This window comes from Variovorax sp. OV084 (genome assembly GCF_900111625.1).
Classification (GTDB): domain Bacteria; phylum Pseudomonadota; class Gammaproteobacteria; order Burkholderiales; family Burkholderiaceae_C; genus Variovorax.
Map to the genome: position 1 here is coordinate 28,354 of NZ_FOII01000008.1, position 24,220 is coordinate 52,573.

General features: G+C 66.7%; 21 protein-coding genes and 1 riboswitch. Of the genes, 16 read left to right on the forward strand and 5 right to left on the reverse strand.

What is annotated here, in order from left to right:
* Positions 1–13: 13 nt before the first annotated feature.
* The 4 genes from glyS to BMW87_RS20460 are packed head-to-tail and all read left to right on the forward strand — an operon-like array spanning position 14 to position 4,512.
* Positions 14–2,146, forward strand: coding sequence for a glycine--tRNA ligase subunit beta (gene glyS, locus BMW87_RS20445; protein ID WP_093078320.1), 2,133 nt, complete (start codon positions 14–16; stop codon positions 2,144–2,146).
* A gap of 37 nt (positions 2,147–2,183) precedes the next feature.
* The gene (gene gmhB / locus BMW87_RS20450; protein ID WP_093059864.1) at positions 2,184–2,762 is read left to right on the forward strand and encodes a D-glycero-beta-D-manno-heptose 1,7-bisphosphate 7-phosphatase; all 579 of its coding nucleotides are present in this window, start codon (positions 2,184–2,186) and stop codon (positions 2,760–2,762) included.
* Positions 2,762–3,532 (forward strand): lysophospholipid acyltransferase family protein, encoded by a 771-nt coding sequence (locus BMW87_RS20455; protein ID WP_093059866.1) that lies wholly within the window; start codon positions 2,762–2,764, stop codon positions 3,530–3,532. Before gmhB ends, BMW87_RS20455 begins: the two co-directional genes overlap by 1 nt.
* Before the next feature lie 41 nt (positions 3,533–3,573).
* Positions 3,574–4,512, forward strand: coding sequence for a M48 family metallopeptidase (locus tag BMW87_RS20460; protein WP_093078322.1), 939 nt, complete (start codon positions 3,574–3,576; stop codon positions 4,510–4,512).
* Positions 4,513–5,010: 498 nt separating this feature from the next.
* On the opposite strand, the gene BMW87_RS20470 is transcribed toward BMW87_RS20460, so the two are convergent.
* The 4 genes from BMW87_RS20470 to BMW87_RS20485 form a co-directional block, all read right to left on the reverse strand.
* Positions 5,011–5,781: an SDR family oxidoreductase gene (locus BMW87_RS20470; RefSeq protein WP_093078323.1), complete on the reverse strand. Its 771-nt coding sequence runs from the start codon at positions 5,779–5,781 to the stop codon at positions 5,011–5,013.
* A 79-nt stretch (positions 5,782–5,860) separates the two neighbouring features.
* A complete protein-coding gene (locus tag BMW87_RS20475) occupies positions 5,861–6,781 on the reverse strand; it encodes a pseudouridine synthase (RefSeq protein WP_093078325.1) in 921 nt (306 codons plus the stop codon).
* A complete protein-coding gene (locus BMW87_RS20480; protein ID WP_093078326.1) occupies positions 6,778–8,088 on the reverse strand; it encodes a leucine-rich repeat-containing protein kinase family protein in 1,311 nt (436 codons plus the stop codon). The genes BMW87_RS20475 and BMW87_RS20480 overlap by 4 nt, the downstream gene beginning before the upstream one ends.
* Before the next feature lie 10 nt (positions 8,089–8,098).
* Entirely contained in the window at positions 8,099–9,163 is a 1,065-nt protein-coding gene (locus BMW87_RS20485; RefSeq protein WP_093056766.1) for an MBL fold metallo-hydrolase, read from the reverse strand.
* Positions 9,164–9,269: 106 nt separating this feature from the next.
* Here BMW87_RS20485 and BMW87_RS20490 point away from each other — a divergent pair, with 106 nt between their 5' ends.
* The 7 genes from BMW87_RS20490 to iaaH all read left to right on the forward strand — a co-directional run bounded on the left by BMW87_RS20490 (position 9,270) and on the right by iaaH (position 17,742).
* Positions 9,270–9,698 (forward strand): MerR family transcriptional regulator, encoded by a 429-nt coding sequence (locus tag BMW87_RS20490; protein ID WP_093056765.1) that lies wholly within the window; start codon positions 9,270–9,272, stop codon positions 9,696–9,698.
* 29 nt (positions 9,699–9,727) lie between these two features.
* A complete protein-coding gene (can, locus tag BMW87_RS20495) occupies positions 9,728–10,516 on the forward strand; it encodes a carbonate dehydratase (protein WP_093078328.1) in 789 nt (262 codons plus the stop codon).
* A gap of 33 nt (positions 10,517–10,549) precedes the next feature.
* Positions 10,550–12,370, forward strand: a complete 1,821-nt coding sequence (aceK, locus tag BMW87_RS20500; protein ID WP_093078329.1) for a bifunctional isocitrate dehydrogenase kinase/phosphatase — start codon at positions 10,550–10,552, stop codon at positions 12,368–12,370.
* A 46-nt stretch (positions 12,371–12,416) separates the two neighbouring features.
* The gene (locus tag BMW87_RS20505; protein WP_093056762.1) at positions 12,417–13,601 is read left to right on the forward strand and encodes an acetyl-CoA C-acyltransferase; all 1,185 of its coding nucleotides are present in this window, start codon (positions 12,417–12,419) and stop codon (positions 13,599–13,601) included.
* Between the two features lie 87 nt (positions 13,602–13,688).
* Positions 13,689–14,936, forward strand: a complete 1,248-nt coding sequence (locus BMW87_RS20510) for a glutamate carboxypeptidase (RefSeq protein ID WP_093056761.1) — start codon at positions 13,689–13,691, stop codon at positions 14,934–14,936.
* A gap of 33 nt (positions 14,937–14,969) precedes the next feature.
* Positions 14,970–16,100, forward strand: coding sequence for an acyl-CoA dehydrogenase family protein (locus BMW87_RS20515; RefSeq protein ID WP_093078331.1), 1,131 nt, complete (start codon positions 14,970–14,972; stop codon positions 16,098–16,100).
* Positions 16,101–16,230: 130 nt separating this feature from the next.
* The gene (gene iaaH, locus BMW87_RS20520) at positions 16,231–17,742 is read left to right on the forward strand and encodes an indoleacetamide hydrolase (protein WP_218149760.1); all 1,512 of its coding nucleotides are present in this window, start codon (positions 16,231–16,233) and stop codon (positions 17,740–17,742) included.
* On the opposite strand, the gene BMW87_RS20525 is transcribed toward iaaH, so the two are convergent.
* The gene (locus tag BMW87_RS20525; RefSeq protein WP_093078332.1) at positions 17,735–18,481 is read right to left on the reverse strand and encodes a helix-turn-helix transcriptional regulator; all 747 of its coding nucleotides are present in this window, start codon (positions 18,479–18,481) and stop codon (positions 17,735–17,737) included. The genes iaaH and BMW87_RS20525 overlap by 8 nt on opposite strands.
* A 131-nt stretch (positions 18,482–18,612) precedes the next feature.
* On the opposite strand from BMW87_RS20525, the gene BMW87_RS20530 reads away from it, so the two are divergent.
* The 5 genes from BMW87_RS20530 to BMW87_RS20550 all read left to right on the forward strand — a co-directional run bounded on the left by BMW87_RS20530 (position 18,613) and on the right by BMW87_RS20550 (position 24,164).
* Positions 18,613–20,433, forward strand: a complete 1,821-nt coding sequence (locus tag BMW87_RS20530; RefSeq protein WP_143062600.1) for a hybrid sensor histidine kinase/response regulator — start codon at positions 18,613–18,615, stop codon at positions 20,431–20,433.
* Between the two features lie 56 nt (positions 20,434–20,489).
* A complete protein-coding gene (locus BMW87_RS20535) occupies positions 20,490–20,924 on the forward strand; it encodes a YchJ family protein (protein ID WP_093078335.1) in 435 nt (144 codons plus the stop codon).
* 26 nt (positions 20,925–20,950) lie between these two features.
* A riboswitch (TPP riboswitch) is annotated at positions 20,951–21,056 on the forward strand.
* 90 nt (positions 21,057–21,146) lie between these two features.
* The gene (thiC, locus tag BMW87_RS20540; RefSeq protein ID WP_093078337.1) at positions 21,147–23,030 is read left to right on the forward strand and encodes a phosphomethylpyrimidine synthase ThiC; all 1,884 of its coding nucleotides are present in this window, start codon (positions 21,147–21,149) and stop codon (positions 23,028–23,030) included.
* Positions 23,031–23,093: 63 nt separating this feature from the next.
* Positions 23,094–23,786, forward strand: coding sequence for an HAD family hydrolase (locus BMW87_RS20545; RefSeq protein ID WP_093078338.1), 693 nt, complete (start codon positions 23,094–23,096; stop codon positions 23,784–23,786).
* A 51-nt stretch (positions 23,787–23,837) separates the two neighbouring features.
* Positions 23,838–24,164 (forward strand): thioredoxin family protein, encoded by a 327-nt coding sequence (locus tag BMW87_RS20550; RefSeq protein WP_093056754.1) that lies wholly within the window; start codon positions 23,838–23,840, stop codon positions 24,162–24,164.
* Positions 24,165–24,220: the final 56 nt, after the last annotated feature.

Here is a 24,220-nt window from a genome sequence, read left to right on the forward strand (position 1 = left end):
GATGACGACCCCCATGAACAAGAACTCCCTGCTGGTCGAACTGTTTGTCGAAGAACTGCCGCCGAAGGCACTGAAGAAGCTCGGCGATGCTTTCGCGGGCGTGTTGCGCGAACAACTGGTGGCGCAAGGCCTGGCCGAAGCCGGCTCGGTGCTCACCGCCTATGCCTCGCCGCGCCGCCTGGCCGCGCACCTCACGCACGTGGCCGAGCGCGCCGCCGACAAGGCCGTGTCGCAAAAGCTGATGCCCGTGGCCGTGGGCATCGACGCCTCGGGCCAGCCCACGCCCGCGCTGCTCAAGCGCCTGGGCGCGCTCGGCGCCGACGCCTCGGCCGTGCCTGGCCTGAAGCGCGTGATGGACGGCAAGGCCGAAGCCCTGTTCTACGAAAGCACCGCCAAGGGCGCCACGCTGGCCGAAGGCCTGCAGAAGGCGCTGGCCGAGGCGATTGCCAAGCTGCCCATTCCCAAGGTCATGAGCTACCAGCTCGAAAGCGGCTGCGAAATGCCGGGCTGGAGCAGCGTGAGCTTCGTGCGCCCCGCGCACGGCCTCGTGGCGCTGTATGGCGACGCCGTGGTGCCCATCGAAGCGCTGGGCCTGAAGGCCGGCCGCGAAACGCACGGCCATCGCTTCGAGGCGGCGGTCGATCCGGTCGTGCTGCGCGACGCCAACAGCTATGCGCTGCAGATGCAGGAAGACGGCGCCGTCATCGCGAGCTTCGAAGCCCGCCGCGCCGAAATCGCGCGCCAGCTTGCAGCGGCCGCGGTGAAGGTCGGCGGCGGCTCGGTGCCCATCCACGACGACGCGCTGCTCGACGAAGTGACCGCGCTGGTCGAGCGCCCGAACGTGCTGGTCTGCAGCTTCGAGCGCGAGTTCCTCGAAGTGCCGCAAGAGTGCCTGATCCTCACGATGAAGGCCAACCAGAAGTACTTTCCGCTGCTCGACGCATCGAGCAGGCTCACCAACAGGTTCCTGGTCGTCAGCAACATCAGCCCCGACGACGCGAGCGCGGTCATCGGTGGCAACGAGCGCGTGGTGCGCCCGCGCCTGGCCGACGCCAAGTTCTTCTTCGACCAGGACCGCAAGAAGTCGCTGGCCTCGCGCGTCGAGTCGCTGGGCAAGGTGGTCTATCACAACAAGCTGGGCACGCAGGGCGAGCGCGTCGAACGCGTGATGCGCATCGCGCGCGGCATTGCGGAGAAGATCGGTGACACGGCCTTGGCCGCGCACGCCACGCAGGCCGCCCAACTCGCCAAGGCCGACCTCGTGACCGACATGGTCGGCGAGTTCCCCGAGTTGCAGGGCACCATGGGCCGCTACTACGCGCTGCACGACGGGCTCGACGCATCGGTGGCCGACGCCATCGAAGACCACTACAAGCCGCGTTTTGCCGGCGACGAGCTGCCGCGCAACAGCGTGGGCCTCGTGGTCGCGCTGGCCGACAAGCTCGAAACGCTGGTCGGCATGTTCGGCATCGGCAACCTGCCCACCGGCGACCGCGACCCGTTCGCCCTGCGTCGCCACGCGCTGGGCGTGATCCGCATGCTGATCGAGAAAGACCTGCCGCTGGGCCTCGACGCCTTGCTGCAGGACACGGCCGCGCAGTTCAGCGGTATCGCCGGTTTCGAAAGCAGCCGCGCCACGGGCGAGCTGCAGGACTTCATCCTCGATCGCCTCGCCGGCAGCCTGCGCGAGCAGGGCGCCAGCGCGCAGGAAGTCGATGCCGTGCTGGCTCCGCGCCCGCAGCGCCTGGGCGAAGTGCCCAAGCTGCTGGCCGCCGTGCGCGCCTTTGCCGCCTTGCCCGCCGCCGCCGCACTGGCAGCTGCGAACAAGCGCATCGGCAACATCCTCAAGAAGGCTCCCGAAGCCGACGCGCACGTCAGCGAGCTGCTGCTGCAGGAGCCGGCCGAAAAGGCGCTGCACGCGGCCATGGCGCAGGTCGTGCCCGCTGCCAACGCACAGTTCGAAGCTGGCGACTACACCGCCTCGCTGCAGACGCTGGCCGCGCTGCGCGAGCCGGTCGACGCCTTCTTCGACGGCGTCATGGTCAACGCCGAACAGGCCGACCTGCGGCTCAACCGCCTGGGCCTGCTGATGTCGCTGCACACTGCGATGAACCGCGTTGCGCAGCTCGAACGGCTGGCCGTCTGAGCTCATTCACGACGCCTCCCCCAGGAGTGGCACCACCATGAAACTCGTCATCCTCGACCGCAACGGCACGATCAACGTGCACCGCGAAGACTTCGTGAAGAGCGACATCGAGTGGACGCCGCTGCCCGGTGCGCTCGAGGCCGTGGCGCGGCTCAACCATGCGGGCTGGCACGTGGTGATTGCGTCGAACCAGTCGGGGCTGGGCCGGGGGCTGTTCGACATGGCTTCGCTCAACGCGATGCACGCCAAGATGCACAAGATGCTCGCGGCCGTGGGCGGCAAGGTCGATGCGGTGTTCTATTGCCCGCACAGCCCCGACGAGGGCTGCGAGTGCCGCAAGCCCAGGCCCGGCCTGTTCCTGCAGATCGGCGACCGCTACGGCATCGACCTCAAGGGCACCCCGACCTGCGGCGACAGCCTGCGCGACCTGCAGGCGGGTGCGGCTGCCGGCTGCGAGCCGCACCTGCTGCTCACGGGCATGGGCGCGGCCTGCCGCGGCGTCGATCCGCTGCCTTCCGAATACCCGGCGAACACGTTGGTCCACGACGATCTCGCCGCCTTTGTCGACTTTCTGCTCGCGCGCGAAGCGCGGGCCGCACTGCAGGTGGCTGTCTGATGGCGTTTTTCCGTTCCGTTCTCCACGCGCTGTGGATGCTCGTCACCGTGATCCCCTGGGGCATCATCATGTGCGTCAGCTCGCTCTGGAAGCGCGGCATTCCGCTCTACTGGATGGCGGAGCAATGGCTCAGCTGGGCCATCGGCGGCGCGCGCGTGCTGCTGGGCATCAAGACCCGCGTGAGCGGCATGGAGAACCTGCCGACTGACAAGCTCGCCGGCGCGGTCCTGCTGGTGAAGCACCAGTCCACGCTCGAGACCTTCCTGATGCCCACGCTGATGCCGCACCCGCTGGCCTACGTGTTCAAGAAGGAGCTGATCTACATCCCCTTCTTCGGCTGGGCGATGGCGCGGCTGGACATGATCCACATCGACCGCAGCCAGCGTGCGCAGGCCTTCAACAAGGTGGTGAACCAGGGCCGCAAGCTGCTCGCGCAGGGCATCTGGATCATCATGTTCCCCGAGGGCACGCGCATTCCGCGCGGGCAGAAGGGCACCTACAAGAGCGGCGGCACGAGGCTCGCCTGCGAGACCGGCGTGCCGGTGATCCCCATTGCCGTGACATCAGCCAAGGTGTGGCCGCGCAAGGCCTTCATCAAGCGCCCGGGCGTGGTCGACGTGTCCATCGGCCCGGCGATTCCGAGCGTGGGCCGCAAGCCTGATGAGTTGATGCGTGAGGTCGAGGCCTGGATCGAGGCCGAGATGCGCCGCCTCGACCCCGAGGCGTATGTCGACAGCCCTCTGCAGCCCACGCAAGAAGCGGTGAGCTGAAGAGGAAAAGAGAGCCCGTCATGGGATTGCTTCGGTTCACGATGGATCTTTTCGAGGGGCTGGGCAGCGAGTTTGCGCCCTCAGCGCCCGCACCGGCGCGGCCACGCAGGGTGAAGAAGCCGAAGCCGGTGGCACCGCCGGCCGTGCCTTTGGCTCCGCCCGCACTCGTCGACCTCAATGCGCCACCCGCGGTGCCGTTGGCCGACACGCTGACGCTTGCGAACTTCGCGCACCCCCAGGCCACGCGCGAAGTGGTGCTCGGCTCCGCACGCGTGGCCTATGAATTCAAGCGCGGCAAGCGCAAGACCATTGGCTTTCTCGTCGGGGCCGAAGGACTGTCGGTGCGCGCGCCGCGCTGGGTGGCGCTGCGTGATGTCGATGCGGCCATTCATGAGAAGTCGGACTGGATCCTGCGCAAGCTGACGGAAACGCAGCAGCGCCATGCGCGCGTCGAGGCCACTCGCATCGAATGGAGGGATGGGGCCGGATTTCCGTTCCTGGGCGAGCCGGTTGTGATGCGGCTTGATCCGAAGCATGGCTTTGCGAGTGTTGGCGGCACGCTTGACGACGCTGTTGAAGAAGGTGGGCCGCGGGTGCTGCGGCTGGCTGTGGCGCAGAACGCCGAGCCTTCGCAGATTCGTGATGCGGCGCAGGCGTGGTTGATGCGGCAGGCGCGCAAGTTGTTCATCGAGCGGCTGGATCACTTTGCGCCGCTGCTTGGGGTGCAGTGGCAGAAGCTGTCGCTGTCGAATGCTTCGACGCGCTGGGGTAGTGCCAGTGCGGATGGGTCGATTCGGCTGAACTGGCGGTTGATTCACTTTCGGCTGCCGGTGATCGACTATGTCGTGGCGCATGAGCTGGCGCATCTGCGGGTTATGGATCACTCGCATCGGTTTTGGGAGACGGTTGAGAGTGTTGTGCCGGATTACGACTTGCTGCGGCGGCAGTTGAAGGATGAGGCTGTTCCTCGCTGGGGGTGAGATGGCCTTTTTTCGTTTGTGTTCCGGGGCCGGGTCTCGCCCCGGCGGGCGAGCTACTTTCTTTTGCTTCGCCAAAAGAAAGTAGCCAAAGAAAAGGCGACCCCACTGTCTGCGACCCCTTCGCTTTGCGAAGGGGCAACCTGTGGTGCTCGCGTTTCGCGGGGTCTCGCCCAAACTCGCTTCGCTCAGACAAGGGCGAGCCCTGATCCGCGAAACGCTGCGCTCCTCGGCGCAGCCAGAGGGGAGGGGAGACGGAACGGGCCTTTGCTTCGCTCGGCTTGGTATTGGCTGTTGGATGTTGGATGTTGGATGTTCGGGGGTCGAGCGCAGCGAAGGCCTGCTGGGTTCCCCCATCTACGTCGAGCACCGCAGGTTGCCCGTAGCGAAGCGTAGGGACGCAGACAGCAGGGTCGCCTTTTCTTTGCTTACTTTCTTTTGGCGAAGCAAAAGAAAGTGAGTCGGCCGCCGGGGCGAGACCCGGCCCCGGAAAGAAAAACCTCAGCGAGCGTGCGTAACCCCCCCATCCACAACCAACGTAGACCCCATCACATAGTCCCCCGCACGCGAGGCCAAGTAGATAGCCGCCCCAGCCATATCCTCAGGCACCCCAATACGCCCAGCCGGAATCCGCTCCTTCACCTCATCCCCGTGATCCCGCGCCAGCTTGTTCATGTCAGAAGCAAACGCACCAGGCGCAATAGCACTAACCACAATCCGATCCTGCGCCAACCGAAGCGCCATCCGCCGAGTCAACTGAATCAGCCCAGCCTTGCTCGCCGCATACGAATAAGTCTCCTGCGGATTGACCGAAATCCCGTCGATAGAAGCGATGTTGATCACCTTCGCCAGATGGTCCGTCGCCGCCTTCTTCAGCATCGGCGTCAACGCCTTGGTCAGAAAGAACGGCGTCTTCAGGTTCAGGTCCACCACCTTGTCCCATCCACTCTCGGGAAACTCTTCATAAGGCGCCCCCCAGGCCGCACCGGCGTTGTTCACGAGGATGTCCAGCGAGCCTTCGTGCTTCGAATAGGCATCGACCAGCGCCTGCGCACCTTCGAGCGTCGATACGTCCGCAGGCAGCGACACGCAATGCCCAAAGGCCGACAGCTCCTTCGCCGTTTCGTCGCAGGCTGCGGCCTTGCGAGCCGAGATGTACACGCGCGCGCCCTGGGCCAGGAAGCCCTCGGCGATCATGCGGCCGATGCCGCGCGAGCCGCCGGTGATCAGCGCCGTGCGGCCCTTCAGCGAGAAGAGTTGGGTGGTGTCCATGGTGCGGGTGTCTCCTGAATGAAAGATCGGCAATGCAAGTTCAGGAAACGAGCTTAGTGCGCGCCGCGCCGCGCGCGCGTCACCTCGGTGTCAGCGACAGGCTCCGGGGGCTCGTGAAGCTGCGCAGGTCGCCGGTCACCGGATCGAGGAAGGCCAGCGACCGGGCCAGCAGCTGCAAGGGCTTGCCGAAGTCGTCCGCGCCCTCGGGCAGCAGCACGGGGTAGATCGGGTCGTTCACGATCGGCATGCCCAGTGCCATGCAGTGCACGCGCAGCTGGTGCTTGCGGCCCGTCACCGGCGAGAGCTTCAGCAGCGCATGGCCATTGCGCACCTCCTGTACCTCGATGCGGGTTTCGGAGTTGGGCTCGCCGGGCTCTTCTCGCACGCGCATGAAATGTTCGTCGTCGACCAGACGGCTGCGATAGATCTCGGGCACAGACGACACGCCCTCGCGCCACGGCACGACGGCCTCGTAGTGCTTGGCGATGCGGCGCTCGGGAAACATCGCCTGGTACGCGCCGCGCGTGGCGTGCCGCACCGAGAACAGCACCAGCCCCGAGGTGCTGCGATCGATGCGGTGCATCGGCACGAGGTCGTCGAGCTTCAGCTTGCGCTTGAGGCGCACCAGCAGGCTTTCCTGCAGGTACTTGCCGGTGGGCGTGACGGGCACGAAGGGGGGCTTGTCCACGACCAGCAGATCGTCGTCCTGGAACACGATCTGCTCTTCGAATGGGATGCGCGCTTCGTCGTCGAGCGTGCGGTAGTAGTACACGCGCAGCGGCGACTGGTAGCGGCGCGTGGCGGTCACGGGCACGCCATGCTCGTCGATGACGTCGTTCGCTTCGATCCGCTCGAGCCAGGCCTGGCGCGTGATCGCGGGAAAACGCTCGATCAGGAATTCGGCAATGGTCGGCCAGGGGCCGGAAGACAGGCCGACGCAGCTCGGGCCTACGCCGTCGCGCGTGGGTAGCGGCAGCTGCGGCGGTCGGCGCCGGGTCATGGCGATGAAGATGCCTGCTGCAGTAACGACAGCGCTTGGGCGAAGGTCGGGCGCGTGGCGGCGTCGGGCTGCAGGCAGCGGTCTTTCAGCGTGGTCACCGATGCGGGCATCGCGTCGGTGCAGCGTTCGAGCAGTTCTTCCAGCAGGCAGCCGAAGGCGCGCATTTCCAGCGCCTGGAACGCGCGCGCCTGTGCCGCGTCGAGCGCGCCGGTCATCCAGGCCGCGCCGAAGTCGCCGAGCCGGCCGCCGCGCTGTGCGTGCCACAGGATGTTGTGTGCGTAGAGGTCGCCGTGAAGAATCCCTCGCGCATGCAGGTGCTGCATGGCGGAGGCGATGTCGCGTGCGATGCGCAGCGCCACGCCGGACGTCCATCGCGCTTCCTCGGCATAGACGTCGCGAGTGCATGAAGCAAGGCTCGGTGGCCCCGCGAGGGTGACGAATGACGGATCGACCAGCCCCATCACCAGGCCTTCCGTGCCTTCGGGGTGCCCGTCGATGCGGCTCTGCGCAGCGATCAGCGTGGGGTGCACGCCGGCCGCGATGCAGGCGGCCATTTCACTGTGCGGCCAGCCGTCGCTGGTGACTGCGCCCTTGAAGAGCTTGACCGCCACCTGCTGTGCTTTGCCGAGCGTGGCTTGATGGATCACACCCGACGCGCCTTCGCCGAGCTTTCTGCCCAGCGCCAGTTCGCGCCAGTCGATGTGCGGCACCGACTGCGCGGTGATCGCCGCGTCCTCGGCCTGCGTGTCGAAGGGGTTGCCCGCGCAGGCGAGCCATGACAGGCGCGGCAGCGAGGGCAGCCATGCGGGCAGTGTCTCGAAGCGGTTGGCCGAGATGCGCAGCAGTTCGAGCTGCTCGAGCGCGGTCATCGACTGCGGCAGCGCGCGCAGGCGGTTGCCCGCCAGCATCAGCTTCTGCATCCGCGTGCATTCGCCGAGGGAGTCGGGCAGCTCTTCGATCTGGTTGTCGGTGAGGATCAGCCAGCGCAACGAGGCCGGCAACGATGCGGCCGGTACCGTGCGGATCTGGTTGGCCTTGAAGCCGACGATGTCGAGGTCGTGGCACCGGCCGATCGACTCGGGCAGCGTGGTGAAGCGGTTGTCCGAGCAGAACAGCACGCGCAGCCTGTGCAGGCGGTTCAGGTCGTCGGGCAGCGTGTCGAGTGCATTGCCCGACAGGTTCAGCACCTCGAGCGAATCCGCGAGGTCGAAAAGCTCGCGCGGAAACTCGGTGAGTCCGCACGAGAGATCGATTCTTTTTGCGCCTGCCAGCCGGCCCGCGCGCAGCTGAGCCAGCATGTCGTCCATCCGGGGGAGTTTAGGCGGCCTTCGCGCCGAAGCGGTAGATGCCGTCCTTGCCCAGTTCGCGCTTCACCTGGCCGGAGAACCACAGCAGGTGCAGGTGGGCCACCGTTTCGCCCATGGCGAAGGTCATCTGGTGCAGGTCGAGCTCGCGCTTGAACAGAATCGGCAGGCCTTCGGCCGCCGTCAGCGCGCGTGCCGTGCAGGCTTCGAGCAGCTCTGCCAGCCGGTCGCGGTGGTGCTCCTGCAGCTGGTCTACGCGTCGGTGGATGCCCCGGAAGGGCTTGCCATGCGAAGGCAGGCCCAGCGTGTCGGCCGGCAGGGCCTTGAACTTGTCGATGCTGTCGAGAAAAAGGCGCAGCGAATTTGCCTCGGGCTCGCCCGCGTGCACGCTCACGTTGGTGGAAATGCGCGGCAGCATCATGTCGCCGCCCAGCAGCAGCTTCAGGTCGTCGCAATACAGCGCGATGTGCTCGGGTGCGTGGCCGTAGCCGCTGATGCAGCGCCAGTCGTGGCCGCCGATGGTGACGATGTCGCCATCGAGCATGCGCACGAAGCTCTCGGGCACCGAGGGCACCATGTTCGCGTAGTAGTTGGTGCGCGCGCGGATCTTGGCGATGGATTCGGGGTCGGTCAGGCCGTGCGAGGCAAAGAAGCGCGCCGCCGGTTCGCCGCCCGCCAGGGTGTCGCCGGCGGTGCTGAGCACGCGGGCCACGTGGTAGTCGGTCGAGCTGATCCACAGCGGTGCGTTCCAGCGCGTGCAGAGCCAGTCGGCCAGTCCGATGTGGTCGGGATGCATGTGCGTGACGATGACGCGCAGGATCGGCATGCCCTGCAGCTGCGTCTCGAACACCTGCTCCCACTGCGCGCGCGCCTCGTCGCGGGCGATGCAGCAGTCGACCACCGTCCAGCCTTCGACGCCGTCGAGGGTGTCGCGCAGCAGCCAGAGGTTGATGTGGTCGAGCGCAAAGGGCAGCCGCATTCGAATCCAGCGCACGCCAGGCGCCACTTCCAGGGTTTCACCGGGCTCGGGGAGCGTGTCGCCGAGGGGGTAGTGGAGTTCGCGTTCGAGGAGGTTCATGTAAGATTGACGTTTACGTAAACGTCATGGAGTAGTGGCACCATTGTAGGGATCGCGGCGCAAACCTGCTGTCGCGCCCGTAACGCCCCTTCTCCAGACCCCTGCCATGCCTGCGCAAACCTTCACCATCAGCCAGCTCGCGAAGGAATTCGACCTCACGACGCGGGCCATCCGCTTCTACGAGGACATGGGCCTGCTCACGCCCGAGCGGGCCGGCCTGCAGCGCATCTACAGCGCGCGCGACCGCGCCCGGCTCACGCTCACGCTGCGCGCCAAGCGCCTCGGCCTGAGCCTGACGGAGGCAAAAGACATCCTCGACATGTACGACAGCCCGCGCGACACCGTGCCGCAGCTGGAAAAATTCCTCGGCGTGCTGGGCGCCCACCGGGCCCAGCTCGAGGCGCAGCTGGCCGAGCTGCAAGCCAATCTCGCGGAGGTGCGGGAGCACGAAAAGAAGGGGCGGGCCACCCTTGCCAAGGCGCAAAAAGCGAAAGAGACAAACAAGACGCGCAAGCCCGCCGAAGCCAGAGCCTGAAAAACACGACTCATCGACAATAGCCGCCTATGCCCGACAACACCGATAACCTCGACGACCTCTTTGCCCACAACCGCGCCTGGTCTGCCCAGATGGAGCGCGACCGGCCCGGTTTCTTCACCAGCCTGGTGAAGCAGCAGACGCCGCGCTACATGTGGATCGGCTGTTCCGACAGCCGCGTGCCCGCCAACCAGATCACCGGCCTGGAGCCGGGTGAAGTGTTCGTGCACCGCAACGTCGCCAACATCGTGGTGCACTCCGACCTCAATGCGCTCTCGGCGATCCAGTTCGCGGTGGAGCACCTGAAGGTCGAGCACATCATGGTGGTCGGCCACTACGGCTGCGCCGGCGTCAAGGCCGCGCTCAGCGGCAAGCGCATCGGCCTGGCAGACAACTGGATCCGCCACATCCAGGACGTGCGCGACCGCCACAGCGTGATGCTCGAAAGCCTGCCCGAAGAAGCGCGCGTCGATGCGCTGTGCGAACTCAACGTGGCCGAGCAGGTGGTCAACGTGGCCGTCAGCACCGTCATGGTCGACGCCTGGGCGCGCGGCCAGAAGGTGCGCATCCACGGCTGGACCTTCGGCGTGCACGACGGCCTGCTGCAGGACCTGGGCCTGAGTGTCGACGGCGCCAAGCCGCTCGACGCGGTGTACAAGGCCGCGGTGCAGCGCATCCGCTACAAGTGGAGCAAGCCCGGCGAGGTGATCCAGTCGCTGACGCTGCAGGGCACGCAGGTGAACCAGTCGGTGCAGGAGGCGCAGGCCATGACGCCGCAGCCCGAGGCGGACGGCACGACAGACCCCGCCGCTGCCTGAGCGGCCCGGGCGCCTCCAACTGCCTGCCCGCCCATGTTCCCGCAGCGCCTCGATTCGCCGCTGGCCTACGACATCGCGAAGGCGATGATGGACGGCTTCAACCGGCACTACCGGTTGTTCCGCGCCGAGTCGGCGCGCGCCAAGCACCGTTTCGAAACCGCTGACTGGCACGGCCAGCAGCGGGCGCAGCGCGAGCGCATCGAGTTCTACGACCTGCGCGTGAGCGAGGCCGTGGCCCGGCTCGAAAAAGAGTTCAAGGCCGGCGACCAGCCCATGGACGTGTGGCACCAGATCAAGCTGCACTACATCGGGCTGCTGGTGGACCACCACCAGCCCGAGCTGGCCGAGAGCTTCTTCAACTCGGTGACCACGAAGATCCTGCACCGCGCGTACTTCCAGAACGACTTCATCTTCGTGCGCCCGGCTATCAGTACCGAGTACATCGAGCCGCGCGGCGCGCCCACCTACCGGCCGTACTACCCGGAGCCCGACACGCTGGCCGACACCCTCGAGCAGATGCTCGACGACTTCGCTCTGCTCGGCAGCTTTGCCAACAAGCGGCGCGATGCGGAGCGCGTGGCGCACGTCATCCTGAACCGCTTCCACCAGGTCAAGCTGCGCGCCAACTTCCAGCTGCAGGTGCTGTCGGGCCTGTTCTTCCGCAACAAGGGCGCGTACGTGGTCGGCAAGATCATGAACGGCTTCACCGAGATTCCGTTCTCGTTGCCGATCCTGCACGACAGCCACGGCAAGTTCTACATCGACGCGGCGCTGTTCGGCGAAGACGACCTGCAGATGCTGTTCAGCTTTGCGCGCGCGTACTTCATGGTCGACATGGAGGTGCCCTCGGCCTGGGTGCAGTTTTTACGCTCGCTCATGCCGCGCAAGCCGCGCGCCGAGATCTACAACGCGCTCGGCCTTGCCAAGCAGGGCAAGACGCTGTTCTACCGGGACTTCCTCTCGCACCTGAACTATTCGAGCGACCGGTTTCGCATCGCGCCCGGCATCAAGGGCATGGTAATGCTGGTGTTCGACCTGCCGTCGTTCCCCTTCGTGTTCAAGGTCATCAAGGACTTCTATCCGCCGCAGAAAGACACCACGCGCGAGCAGATCAAGGGCAAGTACATGCTCGTGAAGCAGCACGACCGCGTGGGCCGCATGGCCGACACGCTGGAGTACAGCGACGTGGGTTTTCCGCTCGATCGCTTCGAGCCCGAGCTGATCGAGGAAATCCGCAAGTTCGCGCCCAGCCAGCTCGAGATCGGCGACCGCGACGGCAACGGGGAAATGGAAGTCGTGGTCAAGCACGTCTACATCGAGCGGCGGATGATCCCGCTCAACATCTATCTGCAGGAAGCCTTCGACACGCTGGCCCACCCCGAGAGCCCGGCGCATGCCAGGCGCGCGAAAGACCAGCTGGAGCACGCGGTGATCGAGTACGGCAATGCCATCAAGGACATGGTCGCAGCCAACATCTTCCCTGGCGACATGCTGTGGAAGAACTTCGGCGTCACGCGCGGCGGCAAGGTCGTGTTCTACGACTACGACGAAATCGAATACGTCACCGACTGCAAGTTCCGCAAGGTGCCCACGCCGCGCAACGAAGAAGACGAGATGAGCGGCGAGGTCTGGTACTCGGTGGGTCCGAAGGACGTGTTCCCCGAAACCTTCGAGCCCTTCCTGCTGGGCAACAAGGATGTGCGCGAAGCCTTCATGGCGCACCACGCCGACTTGCTCGACGCCGCCTTCTGGCAGCACCACAAGGAACGCATCCAGGCCGGGCAGATGCTCGATGTGTTCCCGTACGAAGAATCGCAGCGCTTCCAGCACGAAGGGCACGCGACGCATTTCTGACCGATCGCTTCTTGATTCCGCTTTCACACTTCTGAAGGAGACCTCCATGTCCGAATCCATCGTCATCGTCGGCGCCGCCCGCACCCCCATGGGTGGCTTCCAGGGCGACTTCTCGTCCCTCTCCGCGCACGACCTCGGCGGCGCAGCCATCAAGGCCGCCGTCGAGCGCGCCGGCATCGCGCCCGACAGCGTGGGCGAAGTGCTGTTCGGCAACTGCCTGATGGCAGGCCAGGGCCAGGCCCCGGCGCGCCAGGCGGCCTACAAGGGCGGCCTGCCCGACAGCGCCGGCGCCGTCACGCTCAGCAAGATGTGCGGATCGGCCATGAAGGCCGCGATGCTCGCGCACGACCTGCTGCTGGCCGGCACGCACGACGTGATGGTGGCCGGCGGCATGGAAAGCATGACCAACGCGCCCTACCTCATGCTCAAGGGTCGCGGCGGCTACCGCATGGGCCACGACCGCATCTTCGACCACATGATGCTCGACGGCCTCGAAGACGCTTATCAGCCGGGCCGCTCGATGGGTACCTTCGGCGAAGACTGCGCGGCCAAGTACAAGTTCACGCGCGAGCAACAGGATGCGTTTGCCATCGCCAGTGTCGAGCGCGCCAAGAAGGCCACCGACACCGGCCTCTTCAAGGACGAGATCGTGCCCGTCACGGTCAAGGGCCGCGGCGGCGACACCGTCATTTCGATCGACGAAGGCCCGGGCAAGGTCAAGCTCGACAAGATTCCCACGCTGAAGCCCGCGTTCAAGAAAGAAAACGGCACTATCACCGCCGCATCGAGCTCGTCGATCAACGACGGCGCGGCCGCGCTGATCATGATGACCGAGTCGCACGCGAAGAAGATCGGCGCCAGGCCTATCGCCCGCATCGTCGGCCACGCCACGCACGCGCAGCAGCCCGAGTGGTTCTCGACCGCGCCCGTCGGTGCCGTCGCCAAGCTGTTCCAGAAGACCGGCTGGAAGGTGAAAGACGTCGATCTGTGGGAAGTGAACGAAGCCTTCGCCGTGGTGCCGATGGCACTGATGCACGAGCTCGACGTGTCGCACGAGATCGTCAACGTGCACGGCGGCGCCTGCGCGCTGGGCCACCCGATCGGTGCCAGCGGCGCTCGAATCATGGTCACGCTGATCCATGCGCTGAAGGCGCGCGGCAAGAAGCGCGGCGTGGCCACCTTGTGCATCGGTGGGGGCGAAGGCACCGCGGTGGCACTCGAATTGCTATAAAAACAATGGCCGGGGGCGTCCGAGGGATGGGCGTTTGCCGGCTTTTTCATTCAGACACTTCAAACAATGCGTAGAGCAGGAGATTTCATGCGCCCATCCATCCACCGTACCGCCATCGCCGCCGTGCTGGCCACCGCCTTCGTGGCGGGCGCCACCTGGGCCCAGAAGCGCGACAACGTGCTGTTCCAGGCTGCCACCGACGAGCAGCCCGCGGTGATCAAGACGCTAGAAAAGCTGGTCAACATCGAGACCGGTACCGGTGACGCCGAAGGCATCGCCGCCGCCGGCAGCTACCTCGAGGGCGAACTCAAGAACCTGGGCTTCACCGTCACGCGCAGCAAGTCGGCCGGCATCGTGGTGGGCGACAACATCGTGGGCAAGATCAAGGGCCGCGGCGGCAAGAACCTGCTGCTGCTCTCGCACATGGACACCGTGTACCTGAAGGGCATCCTCGCGAAGGCGCCGTTCAAGATCGAAGGCGACAAGGCCTACGGCCCCGGCATCGCCGACGACAAGGGCGGCAACGCCGTCATCCTGCACACGCTCAAGCTGCTGAAGGACTACGGCGTGCGCGACTACGGCACCATCACCGTGCTGTTCAACACTGATGAAGAAAAAGGCTCCTTCGGCTCGCGCGACCTGATCCAGGAAGAAGCCAAGCTGGCCGACTACGTGCTCTCCTTCGAGCCCACCAGCGCCGGCGACGAGAAGCTCTCGCTCGGTACCTCGGGCATCGCCTATGTGCAGGTCAACATCACCGGCAAGGCCTCGCATGCGGGCGCGGCGCCCGAGCTGGGCGTGAACGCGCTGGTCGAGGCTTCCGACCTCGTGCTGCGCACCATGAGCATCGACGACAAGTCGAAGAACCTGCGCTTCAACTGGACCATTGCCAAGGCCGGCAACGTGTCGAACATCATCCCCGCCAGCGCCACGCTGAATGCCGACGTGCGCTATGCGCGCAACGAAGACTTCGATGCCGCGATGAAGACGCTGGAAGAACGCGCGCAGCAGAAGAAACTGCCCGAGGCCGACGTCAAGGTGATCGTCACGCGCGGCCGCCCGGCCTTCAATGCCGGCGAAGGCGGCAAGAAGCTGGTCGACAAGGCCGTGGGCTACTACAAGGAAGCCGGCGGCACGCTGGGCGTGGAAGAGCGCACCGGCGGCGGCACCGACGCAGCCTATGCGGCGCTCTCGGGCAAGCCCGTGATCGAGAGCCTGGGCCTGCCGGGCTTCGGCTACCACAGCGACAAGGCCGAGTACGTGGACATCAGCGCCATTCCGCGCCGCCTGTACATGGCCGCTCGCCTGATCATGGATCTGGGCGCCGGCAAGTAAGCACGAACAGAAGAAAAGACAGGAGACAACGCCATGCTGCTCAGCACCGACCAGGAAGCCATTCGCGACGCGGTGCGCGATTTCTCGCAAGCCGAACTCTGGCCACTTGCGCCCAAGTGGGACCGCGAGCACAGCTTTCCGAAGGAGGCGCACCAGGGCCTCGCGGCGCTGGGCGCCTACGGCATCTGCGTGCCCGAAGAGAACGGCGGCGCCGGCCTCGACTACCTCACTCTCGCGCTGGTGCTGGAAGAAATCGCGGCCGGCGACGGCGGCACCAGCACCGCCATCAGCGTGACCAACTGCCCGGTCAACGCCATCCTCATGCGCTACGGCAACGCGCAGCAGAAGAAGCAGTGGCTCGAACCGCTGGCGCAGGGCCAGATGCTCGGCGCCTTCTGTCTCACCGAGCCGCAGGCAGGCAGCGATGCATCGAGCCTGCGCACCACGGCGCGCAAGGACGGCGACGCCTACGTGATCGACGGCGTGAAGCAGTTCATCACCAGCGGCAAGAACGGCCAGGTGGCCATCGTCATCGCGGTAACGGACAAGGGCGCGGGCAAGCGCGGCATGAGCGCGTTCATCGTGCCGACCGATGCGCCGGGCTACAACGTCGCGCGCCTCGAAGACAAGCTGGGCCAGCACAGCAGCGACACCGCGCAGATCAACTTCGACGGCTGCCGCATCTCGCGCGAGAACCTGATCGGCGCGGAAGGCGAGGGCTACAAGATCGCGCTCGGCGCGCTCGAAGGCGGCCGCATCGGCATTGCCGCGCAGAGCGTGGGCATGGCACGCAGCGCCTTCGACGTAGCACTGGCCTATGCCAAGGAACGCCAGGCCTTTGGCGGCTCGATCTTCGACCAGCAGGCCGTGGGCTTTCGCCTTGCCGAGTGCGCGACGCAGCTTGAAGCCGCGCGCCAGTTGATCTGGCATGCCGCGAGCCTGCGCGACGCCGGCTTGCCCTGCCTGAAGGAAGCAGCCATGGCCAAGCTGTTCGCCAGCGAGATGGCCGAGCGCGTGTGCAGCGCCGCCATCCAGACGCTGGGCGGCTACGGCTACGTGAACGACTTTCCGCTGGAGCGCATCTACCGCGACGTGCGCGTGTGCCAGATCTATGAAGGCACTTCGGACATACAGAAGCTGCTGATTCAACGCGCGCTGGCGTGAGCGACATGCGGCCGGGGCGGGTGATGTTCCGGTAGCGCCGCAACCCCCACCCGTCTGTCATCGGTTTGGATGACAGACAGATACGCGCAGCAGGCGCAGCATGGTGGCCTCTTTGTCGGAGGTCTTTGCCATGTCCATCTTCAGAACCGCTTCCCCCGCATTGGCACTCCTGTTCATCGGTGCCGTGGCCCTGCCGGCGCGCGCGCAGCTCGCAGCCCCTGATATTTCCACTCTGACCGCGACCGAAGCCGTGCAGCAGCTGTGCGCCGGCACCGTCACCAGCGAGCAGTTGGTAACGGCGTATCTCGCCCAAGCCAGGGCCAAGGCGAACCTCAACGCCTTCATCACGCTAGACGAAGCCGGCGCGCTGAAGGCCGCGCGCGCCGCCGATGCACTGCGCAAGCGCGGTGGCGCCTGCAAGCCGCTGGCCGGTCTGCCGGTGGCCATCAAGGACAACATCCAGGTGCAGGGCCTGCCCGCGACGGCCGGCACACCCGCGCTCAAGGGCTTCGTGCCCTCCGCCGACGCCCCGGTGGTGGCCAGGCTGCGTGCGGCCGGTGCGGTGGTGCTCGGCAAGACGAACATGCACGAACTGGCCTTCGGTGTCACCGGCTACAACCCCGCGTTCCAGACCGGCCCCGAGGTGGGCGTGCGCAATGCCTACGACGCGACGCGCATCGCGGGCGGCTCGTCGTCGGGCAACGGCACCGCGCTGGGTGCGCGCATGGCGCCCGCGGCGCTGGGCACCGACACGGGCGGGTCGGTGCGCATTCCGTGCGCGTTCAACGGCTGTGCGTCGCTGCGTCCGACAGTGGGGCGCTATCCGCAGCAGGGCATTGCGCCGATCTCGCACACGCGCGACACGGCGGGGCCGATGGCGCAATCGATGGCCGACGTGGCGCTGCTCGACGGCGTCATTGCCGGCGGCAAGCCGCTCAAGCCTGCCGACTTGAAGCGCCTGCGCCTTGGCGTGGTGCCGGCCATGCAGGCCAATCTCGACGCCGATACGCGCGCCGCCACCGATGCCGCGTTTGCGAAGCTGCGCGCGGCCGGCGTCACGCTGGTCGATGTGGAGATGCCGAAGCTGATGGAGCTCAACGGCGAGGTCGGCTTTCCGCTGGCGCTCTACGAGGCGCACGACGACATGGTGACCTACCTCGCGAAGTACCGCACGGGCATCGACATTGCGCAGCTCACGGCCGGCATCGCCAGCCCCGACGTCAAGGGCACCTTCGAGACCTTCGTCATCCCGCGCAAGCTGCCCGCAGCCAGTGGCGTGGTCGATGCGAAGCCGGTCTACGAGAACGCGATGCGCGTCGCGCGCCCGGCGCTGCAGAAGCTCTACCGCGACACCTTCGCGAAGAACAGGCTCGACGCACTGGTGTTCCCGACGGTGCCGCGCGTGGCACTGGCCGCGGGGGCCGAAGCCAGCAGCCCCGAGAACTTCGGCTCGTTGATCCAGAACACCGACCCGGGCAGCAACGCCGGCATACCGGGCGTGCAGTTGCCATCGGGCCTCGGCGCAACCAGCGGCCTGCCCGTGGGCCTGGAACTGGACGGCCCTGCCGGCAGCGACCGCAAGCTGCTGGCCGTGGGCATGGCGGTGGAGCAGGTGCTCGGCCGGCTGCCGGCGCCTAAGTGAGCGCGAGCGGCATGGCCCAGCCTGCGAGCGCCGAGCGGCGCTCGATGCCCAGCTTGTCGAAGATGCGCCGCAGGTAGGTGCGCACGGTGGGCACGCCCACCGCGAGGCGCCGCGCGATCTCCTTGTCGGTGAGCCCTTCGCGCACGCAGCGGGCCACTTCCTGCTCGCGCACGCTCAGCAAGGCCCACGCGGCTTCGCGCGACCCAGACGGCGGAGCCGCCACACGCTGCGCCCGCTGCAGGGCGCCCGCGAACGCCGGCTCGATCAGGTCGAGCAACGCCTTCTCGTGATCGCCGAAATCGCTGCGCCCCTTGCGGCGCCAGATGCGCAGGTCTCCCAGCGCGCGTTCGCCCTCGAAGGCATGCAGGTTCATGCCCCAGTGCAGCCCGTCGCGCGCGAGAAAGTCGTTGAAGAATGCGGTGCGCATCAGCTCGCGCTGCGGCATCACTTCGGTCACGCGTGTGGCGCGGCGCCGCGACTGCAGCACGAATGTGATCGGGTCGTGGTGCTGGTGCCACTGCGCATAGCTGTCGAGATTCGCGGGGTCCATGTGCAGCGCCACGCGCGCGCCGAAGCTGCCGCTGGCGGCGTCCCACACGAACGAGGCGAACTGGTCCGCATGCAGCAGGTCGAGCAGCGCCCAGCCCAGGCGCTCGCGGATCTCCTGCTCGCCGCGGTCTTCCGCCAGCAGCGTGAAAACGCCGCGCAGTGCGTGCTGTTCAGAGCCTGTGAGGTACATACATCGCCGACTTTCTCGAGGGAGCCGTTGTAACGCTAACGTTTAGCAAGCGCCGCGCCAAGGGTGGATGCCCGCAGGGGATGCGCTCTGGCAGGCAATGCGCGCAGAATCGAAAGCCGGTTTCTTCGCCCATGCAGTCGTCTTCCTCCCGCTCCAGCCGCACCCCTTTTCCGGGGCAAATGCTGCGCCGCCTGCGCGACTACTGGGTCGAGTCGCCCAACCCCAATCCACTGGTCGACCAGAGCCTCGCGCGGGCCTACGTGGTCGACACCTACGACACACCGCTGATGGCGGCCACCGTCGCGGCCATCTTCTGGATTACTTTTCTCGTACTCACGCGCAACCCCGGTGCGATGGTGTGGGGCCTGCTGGTGCACACCTCGCAGTGGCAGCGGCACCGCCACCTGCGCCGCGTGGACCCGGCCAGCATCGACGTGGCCACGGCAGTGCGCACGCGCCGGCGGCTGGAGGTGCGCATGCTGGTGCCGGGGCTGATCTGGGGGCTGGCGCCGTGGCTCTTCTTTCCGCACGACAACCTCACGCTGATTTTGCTGATGTATTTCTTCATCAGCGGTGTCTCCAGCGTCGTCATCGCGGCGCTCGCGCAGTGGTGGCTGGCCGCGCTGTGCTTCAGCGTGCCGATGTTCCTCGGCATGGCGCTGCGGCTGGTGGTGGAGCCGGGCAGCGTGACCATCCTCATGGGCTGCCTGGTGGTCTCGCAGATGTTTGCCGCGCTGTACTACGCGCGCAAGCAGAACCGGCTGATCGTGCGTTCCATCGAGCACGGCTTCGAGAACGCGCGTCTGGCCGATGCGCTCGCGCGCCAGCTCGACCATGTGGCCCAGCTGGCGGCGCAGCGCGCGCGCATCTTCGCGGCAGCCAACCACGACCTGCGCCAGCCGATGCATGCGCTGGCGATCTTCGTCGACGCGCTCAACACCCGCAGCGCGCCGAGCGCCGACAACCTGCGCTTCATGCGCGACAGCGTCGATGCATTGCGCGCTTCGGTCGATGCCCTGCTCGACATCGCGCAGCTCGACGGCGGCGTGGCCCCGGTGCGGCTGGAGCCCCTGCACCTGGACCCGATCTTCGAGGCGCTGAGCGGCCGCTTCGCCGCGCTGGCCGATGCCAAGGGGCTCGATCTGCGCGTTCGCCCGACCGAGGCCGTGGTGCGCGCCGATGCGCGCATGCTCGCGCGGCTGCTCGGCAACTTGGTGGACAACGCCATCAAGTACACGCCGGCGGGCACCGTCTTCGTCTTCGCGCGGCGGCTGCAGCGCCCGCCCAGCGGTGTGCCGGCGTGGCGCATCGAGGTGCGCGACTCGGGCGTGGGCATCGAGGCGCAGCACCAGACGCATGTGTTCGAGGAGTTCTTCCAGGTCGACAACCCGGGCCGCGACCGCAGCCGCGGCCTCGGGCTGGGCCTGTCGCTGGTGGCGAGCATGGCGCACGTGATGGGTTCGCGCATCGAGGTGCGCACCGCGCCGGGCCGCGGCAGCACCTTCTCGCTGGTACTGGAAGAGGCGGCCGCGCCGCCGGGATCCGAGGTACAGGCCGGCGAGGCGCTGCCGGAGCCTGTCGGCAATGCACCGCTGGCGCCGATCCGCATCCTCGTGCTCGACGACGAGCAGCCCGTGCGCGAAGCCATGCGTTCGCTGCTCTTCGGCTGGGGCCACGAGGTTGCGGTGGCCGCAAACCCGCGCGAGGCGCTGCAGCACGGCGGCGTGTTCGACCTGATGCTGAGCGACCTGCGCCTGGGCAGCGGCCTCTCGGGCCTGGCCGCCGCGCAAGCCCTGCAGGCGGTCGGCAAGGCGCGCAACGTCGTCATCCTCACCGGCGAAACCGCGCATGCGACGCGGGCCGAGGTCGAGCGCGCGGGCTATGCGCTGATCTACAAGCCGGCGGGCGCGCAGGCCCTGCAGGAAGCCATTGCCGCAAGCCGGCCTGCCTAGCCTCGGGGCTTGCCCTGTCCGCGCCCGGCCCGCAAGGTGTTCCAATAGCGGTCTTCATGAGCGCCAACGATCCCACCACCGGACCTTGCCCCTGCGGCCGTACAGACCGCCGCGACAAGCCCATCGGCTACGCCCTGTGCTGTGGCCGCTATCTCGACGATTTCGGGAACACGCCCGCGCCCGACGCCGAATCGCTGATGCGTTCGCGCTATTCGGCCTTCGTGCTGGAGCGCGGCGAATACCTGCTCTCCACCTGGCACGCGTCGAAGCGGCCGGCCTCGATCGAGTTCGAGCCGGGCGTCAAGTGGCTGGGGCTGGACATCCGCTCGCGCTCGGTGCTCGACGCGGACCATGCCGAAATCGAGTTCGTCGCGCGTCAGCGCAGCGCGGCCACGGGTGCCGCCACGCGCCTGCACGAGCGCAGCCGCTTCGTGCGCGAAGGCGACCGCTGGTACTACCTGGACGGCGACCTGCAAGTACCCCTGGGTTGACGCACCGGGCCGAGGCCCGCACAATCGGCCCCGCTCCGGGGTGCACGCATGTGGCGTGCTGAGATGGCAAAGCAGCCGACCCGCGAACTTGATCCGGGTCATACCGGCGTAAGAAGAGCTGCACTCCCTGACTTCGGTCCGTCACTCCCCCTTCCGTGACGGGCTTCCCGAAGCCCACCGAGCGATTGCGGAGCACCCTTTCCTCAACAAGGAGTGCCTCCGATGAATGCCCCCGACAAGTTCACCTCGCTGCTTTCGCTCACGCGCGAGCCTTTTCCCGCGTCGCACAAGTGCGTCATTCCGGGCAGCCGGCCCGACCTGTTCGTGCCCGTGCGCGACGTGCAACTCACCAACGGCGAGACCGTGTCGCTCTACGACACCTCGGGCCCGTACACAGACCCGAAGGTCGAGATCGACGTGCGCCGCGGCCTGCCCGACGTGCGCGGCGCCTGGGTGCTGGAGCGCAACGACACCGAAAGTTACGAAGGCCGCACGCATCACGCGCTTGACGACGGCGCCAAGAACGAAGACCGCGACGCGCAACGCCTGGCCGAACTGCGCGCCGGTGCCTCGGCACTGCAGCGCACGCCGCGCCGCGCGAAGTCGGGCGCCAACGTCACGCAGATGCACTACGCGCGCCGCGGCATCGTCACGCCCGAAATGGAGTACGTGGCCTTGCGCGAGAACGGCAAGCGCGAGTGGATGGCCGAATACCTTGCCAACGAAGAGCGCGCCAGGCGCGTGATGGGCAACCCGATGGGCGCGACCATTCCGCGCATCATCACGCCCGAGTTCGTGCGCGACGAAGTGGCCCGCGGCCGCGCGATCATTCCCGCGAACATCAACCACCCCGAAGTCGAGCCGATGGCCATCGGCCGCAACTTCAAGGTGAAGATCAACGCCAACATCGGCAACTCGGCCGTCACCTCGAGCATCGAGGAAGAGGTCGAGAAGCTGGTGTGGGCCATTCGCTGGGGCGCAGACAACGTGATGGACCTGTCGACCGGCAAGAACATCCACACCACGCGCGACTGGATCGTGCGCAACTCGCCGGTGCCCATCGGCACGGTGCCCATCTACCAGGCGCTCGAGAAGGTGGGCGGCGTGGCCGAAGACCTGACCTGGGAGATCTACCGCGACACGCTGATCGAGCAGGCGGAGCAGGGCGTCGACTACTTCACCATCCACGCCGGCCTGCGCCTGCCGTTCATCCACCTTACGGCCGACCGCATGACGGGCATCGTGTCGCGCGGCGGATCGATCATGGCCAAGTGGTGCATCGCGCACCACAAGGAGAGCTTTCTCTACACGCACTTCGAAGACATCTGCGACATCATGAAGGCCTACGACGTGAGCTTCTCGCTCGGCGACGGCCTGCGTCCCGGCTCGGGCGCCGATGCCAACGACGAGGCGCAGTTCGCCGAGCTGCGCACGCTGGGCGAACTCACGCAGATCGCATGGAAGCACGACGTGCAGACCATGATCGAAGGCCCGGGCCATGTGCCGATGCACATGATCCAGTCGAACATGGACGAGCAGCTCAAGCACTGCCACGAGGCGCCGTTCTACACGCTCGGGCCGCTGACCATCGACATCGCGCCGGGCTACGACCACATTGCCAGCGCCATCGGCGCGGCCATGATCGGCTGGGCCGGCACCGCGATGCTTTGCTACGTGACCCCGAAGGAGCACCTGGGGCTGCCGGACCGCGACGACGTGAAGCAGGGGATCATTGCCTACAAGATCGCCGCGCATGCGGCGGATGTGGCAAAGGGGCATCCAGGGGCTCGCTCGCGCGACGATGCGCTGAGCAAGGCGCGCTTCGAATTCCGCTGGCAAGACCAGTTCAACCTAGGCCTCGACCCCGACACCGCGCGCGAATTCCATGACGAGACGCTGCCGAAGGATTCGAGCAAGGTGGCGCATTTCTGTTCGATGTGCGGGCCCAAGTTCTGCTCGATGAAGATCACGCAGGAAGTGCGCGAATACGCAGCGAAGAAGGGCGTGGCCGAGGCAGCCGCCATGGCCGAGGGCATGGAAGAGAAGTCGAAGGAATTCATGGCCGGCGGCGGCGAGATGTACATCCCGATCCGTCCGATAGCCTGAGCTTCCTCCTGCGAAAAGGGGGCGTTGCTACCATGGGGCCAATCACCGAACTCCGGCACCGCAATGACCCCCTTTCCTTTTTCCGCCGTTCTCTTCGATTGCGACGGCGTGCTCGTCGACTCCGAACCCATCACCAACCGCGTGCTCGCCGAAATGCTCGGCGAGCTCGGCTGGCACATCACGACCGAGGAATCGATGAACACCTTCACCGGCAAGGCGGTGAAGGACGAGGCCGCGCTCATCGAGACGAAGACCGGCGTCAGGATCACCGACGACTGGCTCAAGACCTTCCGCGCCCGCCGCAATGAGGCGCTGGAGCGCGACCTCGTCGCCATTCCCCATGCGCCCGCCGCCATCCGCGAAATCCATTCAAGGCTCAAGGGCCGCATCGCCTGCGCTTCCGGTGCCGACCGCCACAAGGTCGAACTGCAACTCGCCAAGGTCGGCATGCTCGACTATTTCCAGGGCCGCATCTTCAGCGGACACGAGATGCCGCGCTCCAAGCCGCACCCCGACGTGTATCTCGCTGCGGCGGAAGCCCTCGGTGTCGACGCGAAGCGCTGCGCCATCGTCGAAGACACCGTCACCGGCGCAATGGCCGGCGTGGCTGCAGGAGCCACTGTGTTCGGCTACAGCACCGGCGAATCGGGCCACAGCGGCCCCGGACCGCTGCTGAGCGTGGGCGCGGTGAAGGTGTTCAGCGACATGGCCGAACTGCCGGCGCTGCTTTCGGGCTACGGGCTGCAGGCGGCCTGAGTTTCTGGTGGAATGCAGGGCGCAACTCCCGAGCAGCAGGAACCACTTCCCATGACTTCCGAATACAAAACCGAGCAGCCCGACCGCAGCGAGATCGACGCGCTCACCGGCCCTGCCGTGGTCGAGTTCGGCACCAACTGGTGCGGCATCTGCAAGGCCGCCCAGCCGAACATTGCCGAGGCCTTTGCCAAGTACCCGGACATTCGCCGCATCAAGGTCGAAGACGGCAGCGGGCGTCCGCTGGGTCGTTCGTTCAACGTGCGGCTGTGGCCCACGCTGGTGTTCATGCGTGACGGCAAACAGGTCGCGAAGCTGGTGCGGCCTGAGGACAGTCAGTCGATTGCCGACGCGCTTGCTTTGATCGCACAGCCTAGCTGACGCGTCATTCCCGGAGGGGAGTACCCGGTGCCATTCGCACGCACCCCGAACGTGCC

What these genes read in the sequence shown, in the direction of transcription:
- glyS (WP_093078320.1), top strand. Translation starts at nt 14, where the DNA reads ATGAACAAGAACTCCCTGCTGGTCGAACTGTTTGTCGAAGAACTGCCG.
- gmhB (WP_093059864.1), top strand. Translation starts at nt 2,184, where the DNA reads ATGAAACTCGTCATCCTCGACCGCAACGGCACGATCAACGTGCACCGC.
- BMW87_RS20455 (WP_093059866.1), top strand. Translation starts at nt 2,762, where the DNA reads ATGGCGTTTTTCCGTTCCGTTCTCCACGCGCTGTGGATGCTCGTCACC.
- BMW87_RS20460 (WP_093078322.1), top strand. Translation starts at nt 3,574, where the DNA reads ATGGATCTTTTCGAGGGGCTGGGCAGCGAGTTTGCGCCCTCAGCGCCC.
- BMW87_RS20470 (WP_093078323.1), bottom strand. Translation starts at nt 5,781, where the DNA reads ATGGACACCACCCAACTCTTCTCGCTGAAGGGCCGCACGGCGCTGATC.
- BMW87_RS20475 (WP_093078325.1), bottom strand. Translation starts at nt 6,781, where the DNA reads ATGACCCGGCGCCGACCGCCGCAGCTGCCGCTACCCACGCGCGACGGC.
- BMW87_RS20480 (WP_093078326.1), bottom strand. Translation starts at nt 8,088, where the DNA reads ATGGACGACATGCTGGCTCAGCTGCGCGCGGGCCGGCTGGCAGGCGCA.
- BMW87_RS20485 (WP_093056766.1), bottom strand. Translation starts at nt 9,163, where the DNA reads ATGAACCTCCTCGAACGCGAACTCCACTACCCCCTCGGCGACACGCTC.
- BMW87_RS20490 (WP_093056765.1), top strand. Translation starts at nt 9,270, where the DNA reads ATGCCTGCGCAAACCTTCACCATCAGCCAGCTCGCGAAGGAATTCGAC.
- can (WP_093078328.1), top strand. Translation starts at nt 9,728, where the DNA reads ATGCCCGACAACACCGATAACCTCGACGACCTCTTTGCCCACAACCGC.
- aceK (WP_093078329.1), top strand. Translation starts at nt 10,550, where the DNA reads ATGTTCCCGCAGCGCCTCGATTCGCCGCTGGCCTACGACATCGCGAAG.
- BMW87_RS20505 (WP_093056762.1), top strand. Translation starts at nt 12,417, where the DNA reads ATGTCCGAATCCATCGTCATCGTCGGCGCCGCCCGCACCCCCATGGGT.
- BMW87_RS20510 (WP_093056761.1), top strand. Translation starts at nt 13,689, where the DNA reads ATGCGCCCATCCATCCACCGTACCGCCATCGCCGCCGTGCTGGCCACC.
- BMW87_RS20515 (WP_093078331.1), top strand. Translation starts at nt 14,970, where the DNA reads ATGCTGCTCAGCACCGACCAGGAAGCCATTCGCGACGCGGTGCGCGAT.
- iaaH (WP_218149760.1), top strand. Translation starts at nt 16,231, where the DNA reads ATGTCCATCTTCAGAACCGCTTCCCCCGCATTGGCACTCCTGTTCATC.
- BMW87_RS20525 (WP_093078332.1), bottom strand. Translation starts at nt 18,481, where the DNA reads ATGTACCTCACAGGCTCTGAACAGCACGCACTGCGCGGCGTTTTCACG.
- BMW87_RS20530 (WP_143062600.1), top strand. Translation starts at nt 18,613, where the DNA reads ATGCAGTCGTCTTCCTCCCGCTCCAGCCGCACCCCTTTTCCGGGGCAA.
- BMW87_RS20535 (WP_093078335.1), top strand. Translation starts at nt 20,490, where the DNA reads ATGAGCGCCAACGATCCCACCACCGGACCTTGCCCCTGCGGCCGTACA.
- thiC (WP_093078337.1), top strand. Translation starts at nt 21,147, where the DNA reads ATGAATGCCCCCGACAAGTTCACCTCGCTGCTTTCGCTCACGCGCGAG.
- BMW87_RS20545 (WP_093078338.1), top strand. Translation starts at nt 23,094, where the DNA reads ATGACCCCCTTTCCTTTTTCCGCCGTTCTCTTCGATTGCGACGGCGTG.
- BMW87_RS20550 (WP_093056754.1), top strand. Translation starts at nt 23,838, where the DNA reads ATGACTTCCGAATACAAAACCGAGCAGCCCGACCGCAGCGAGATCGAC.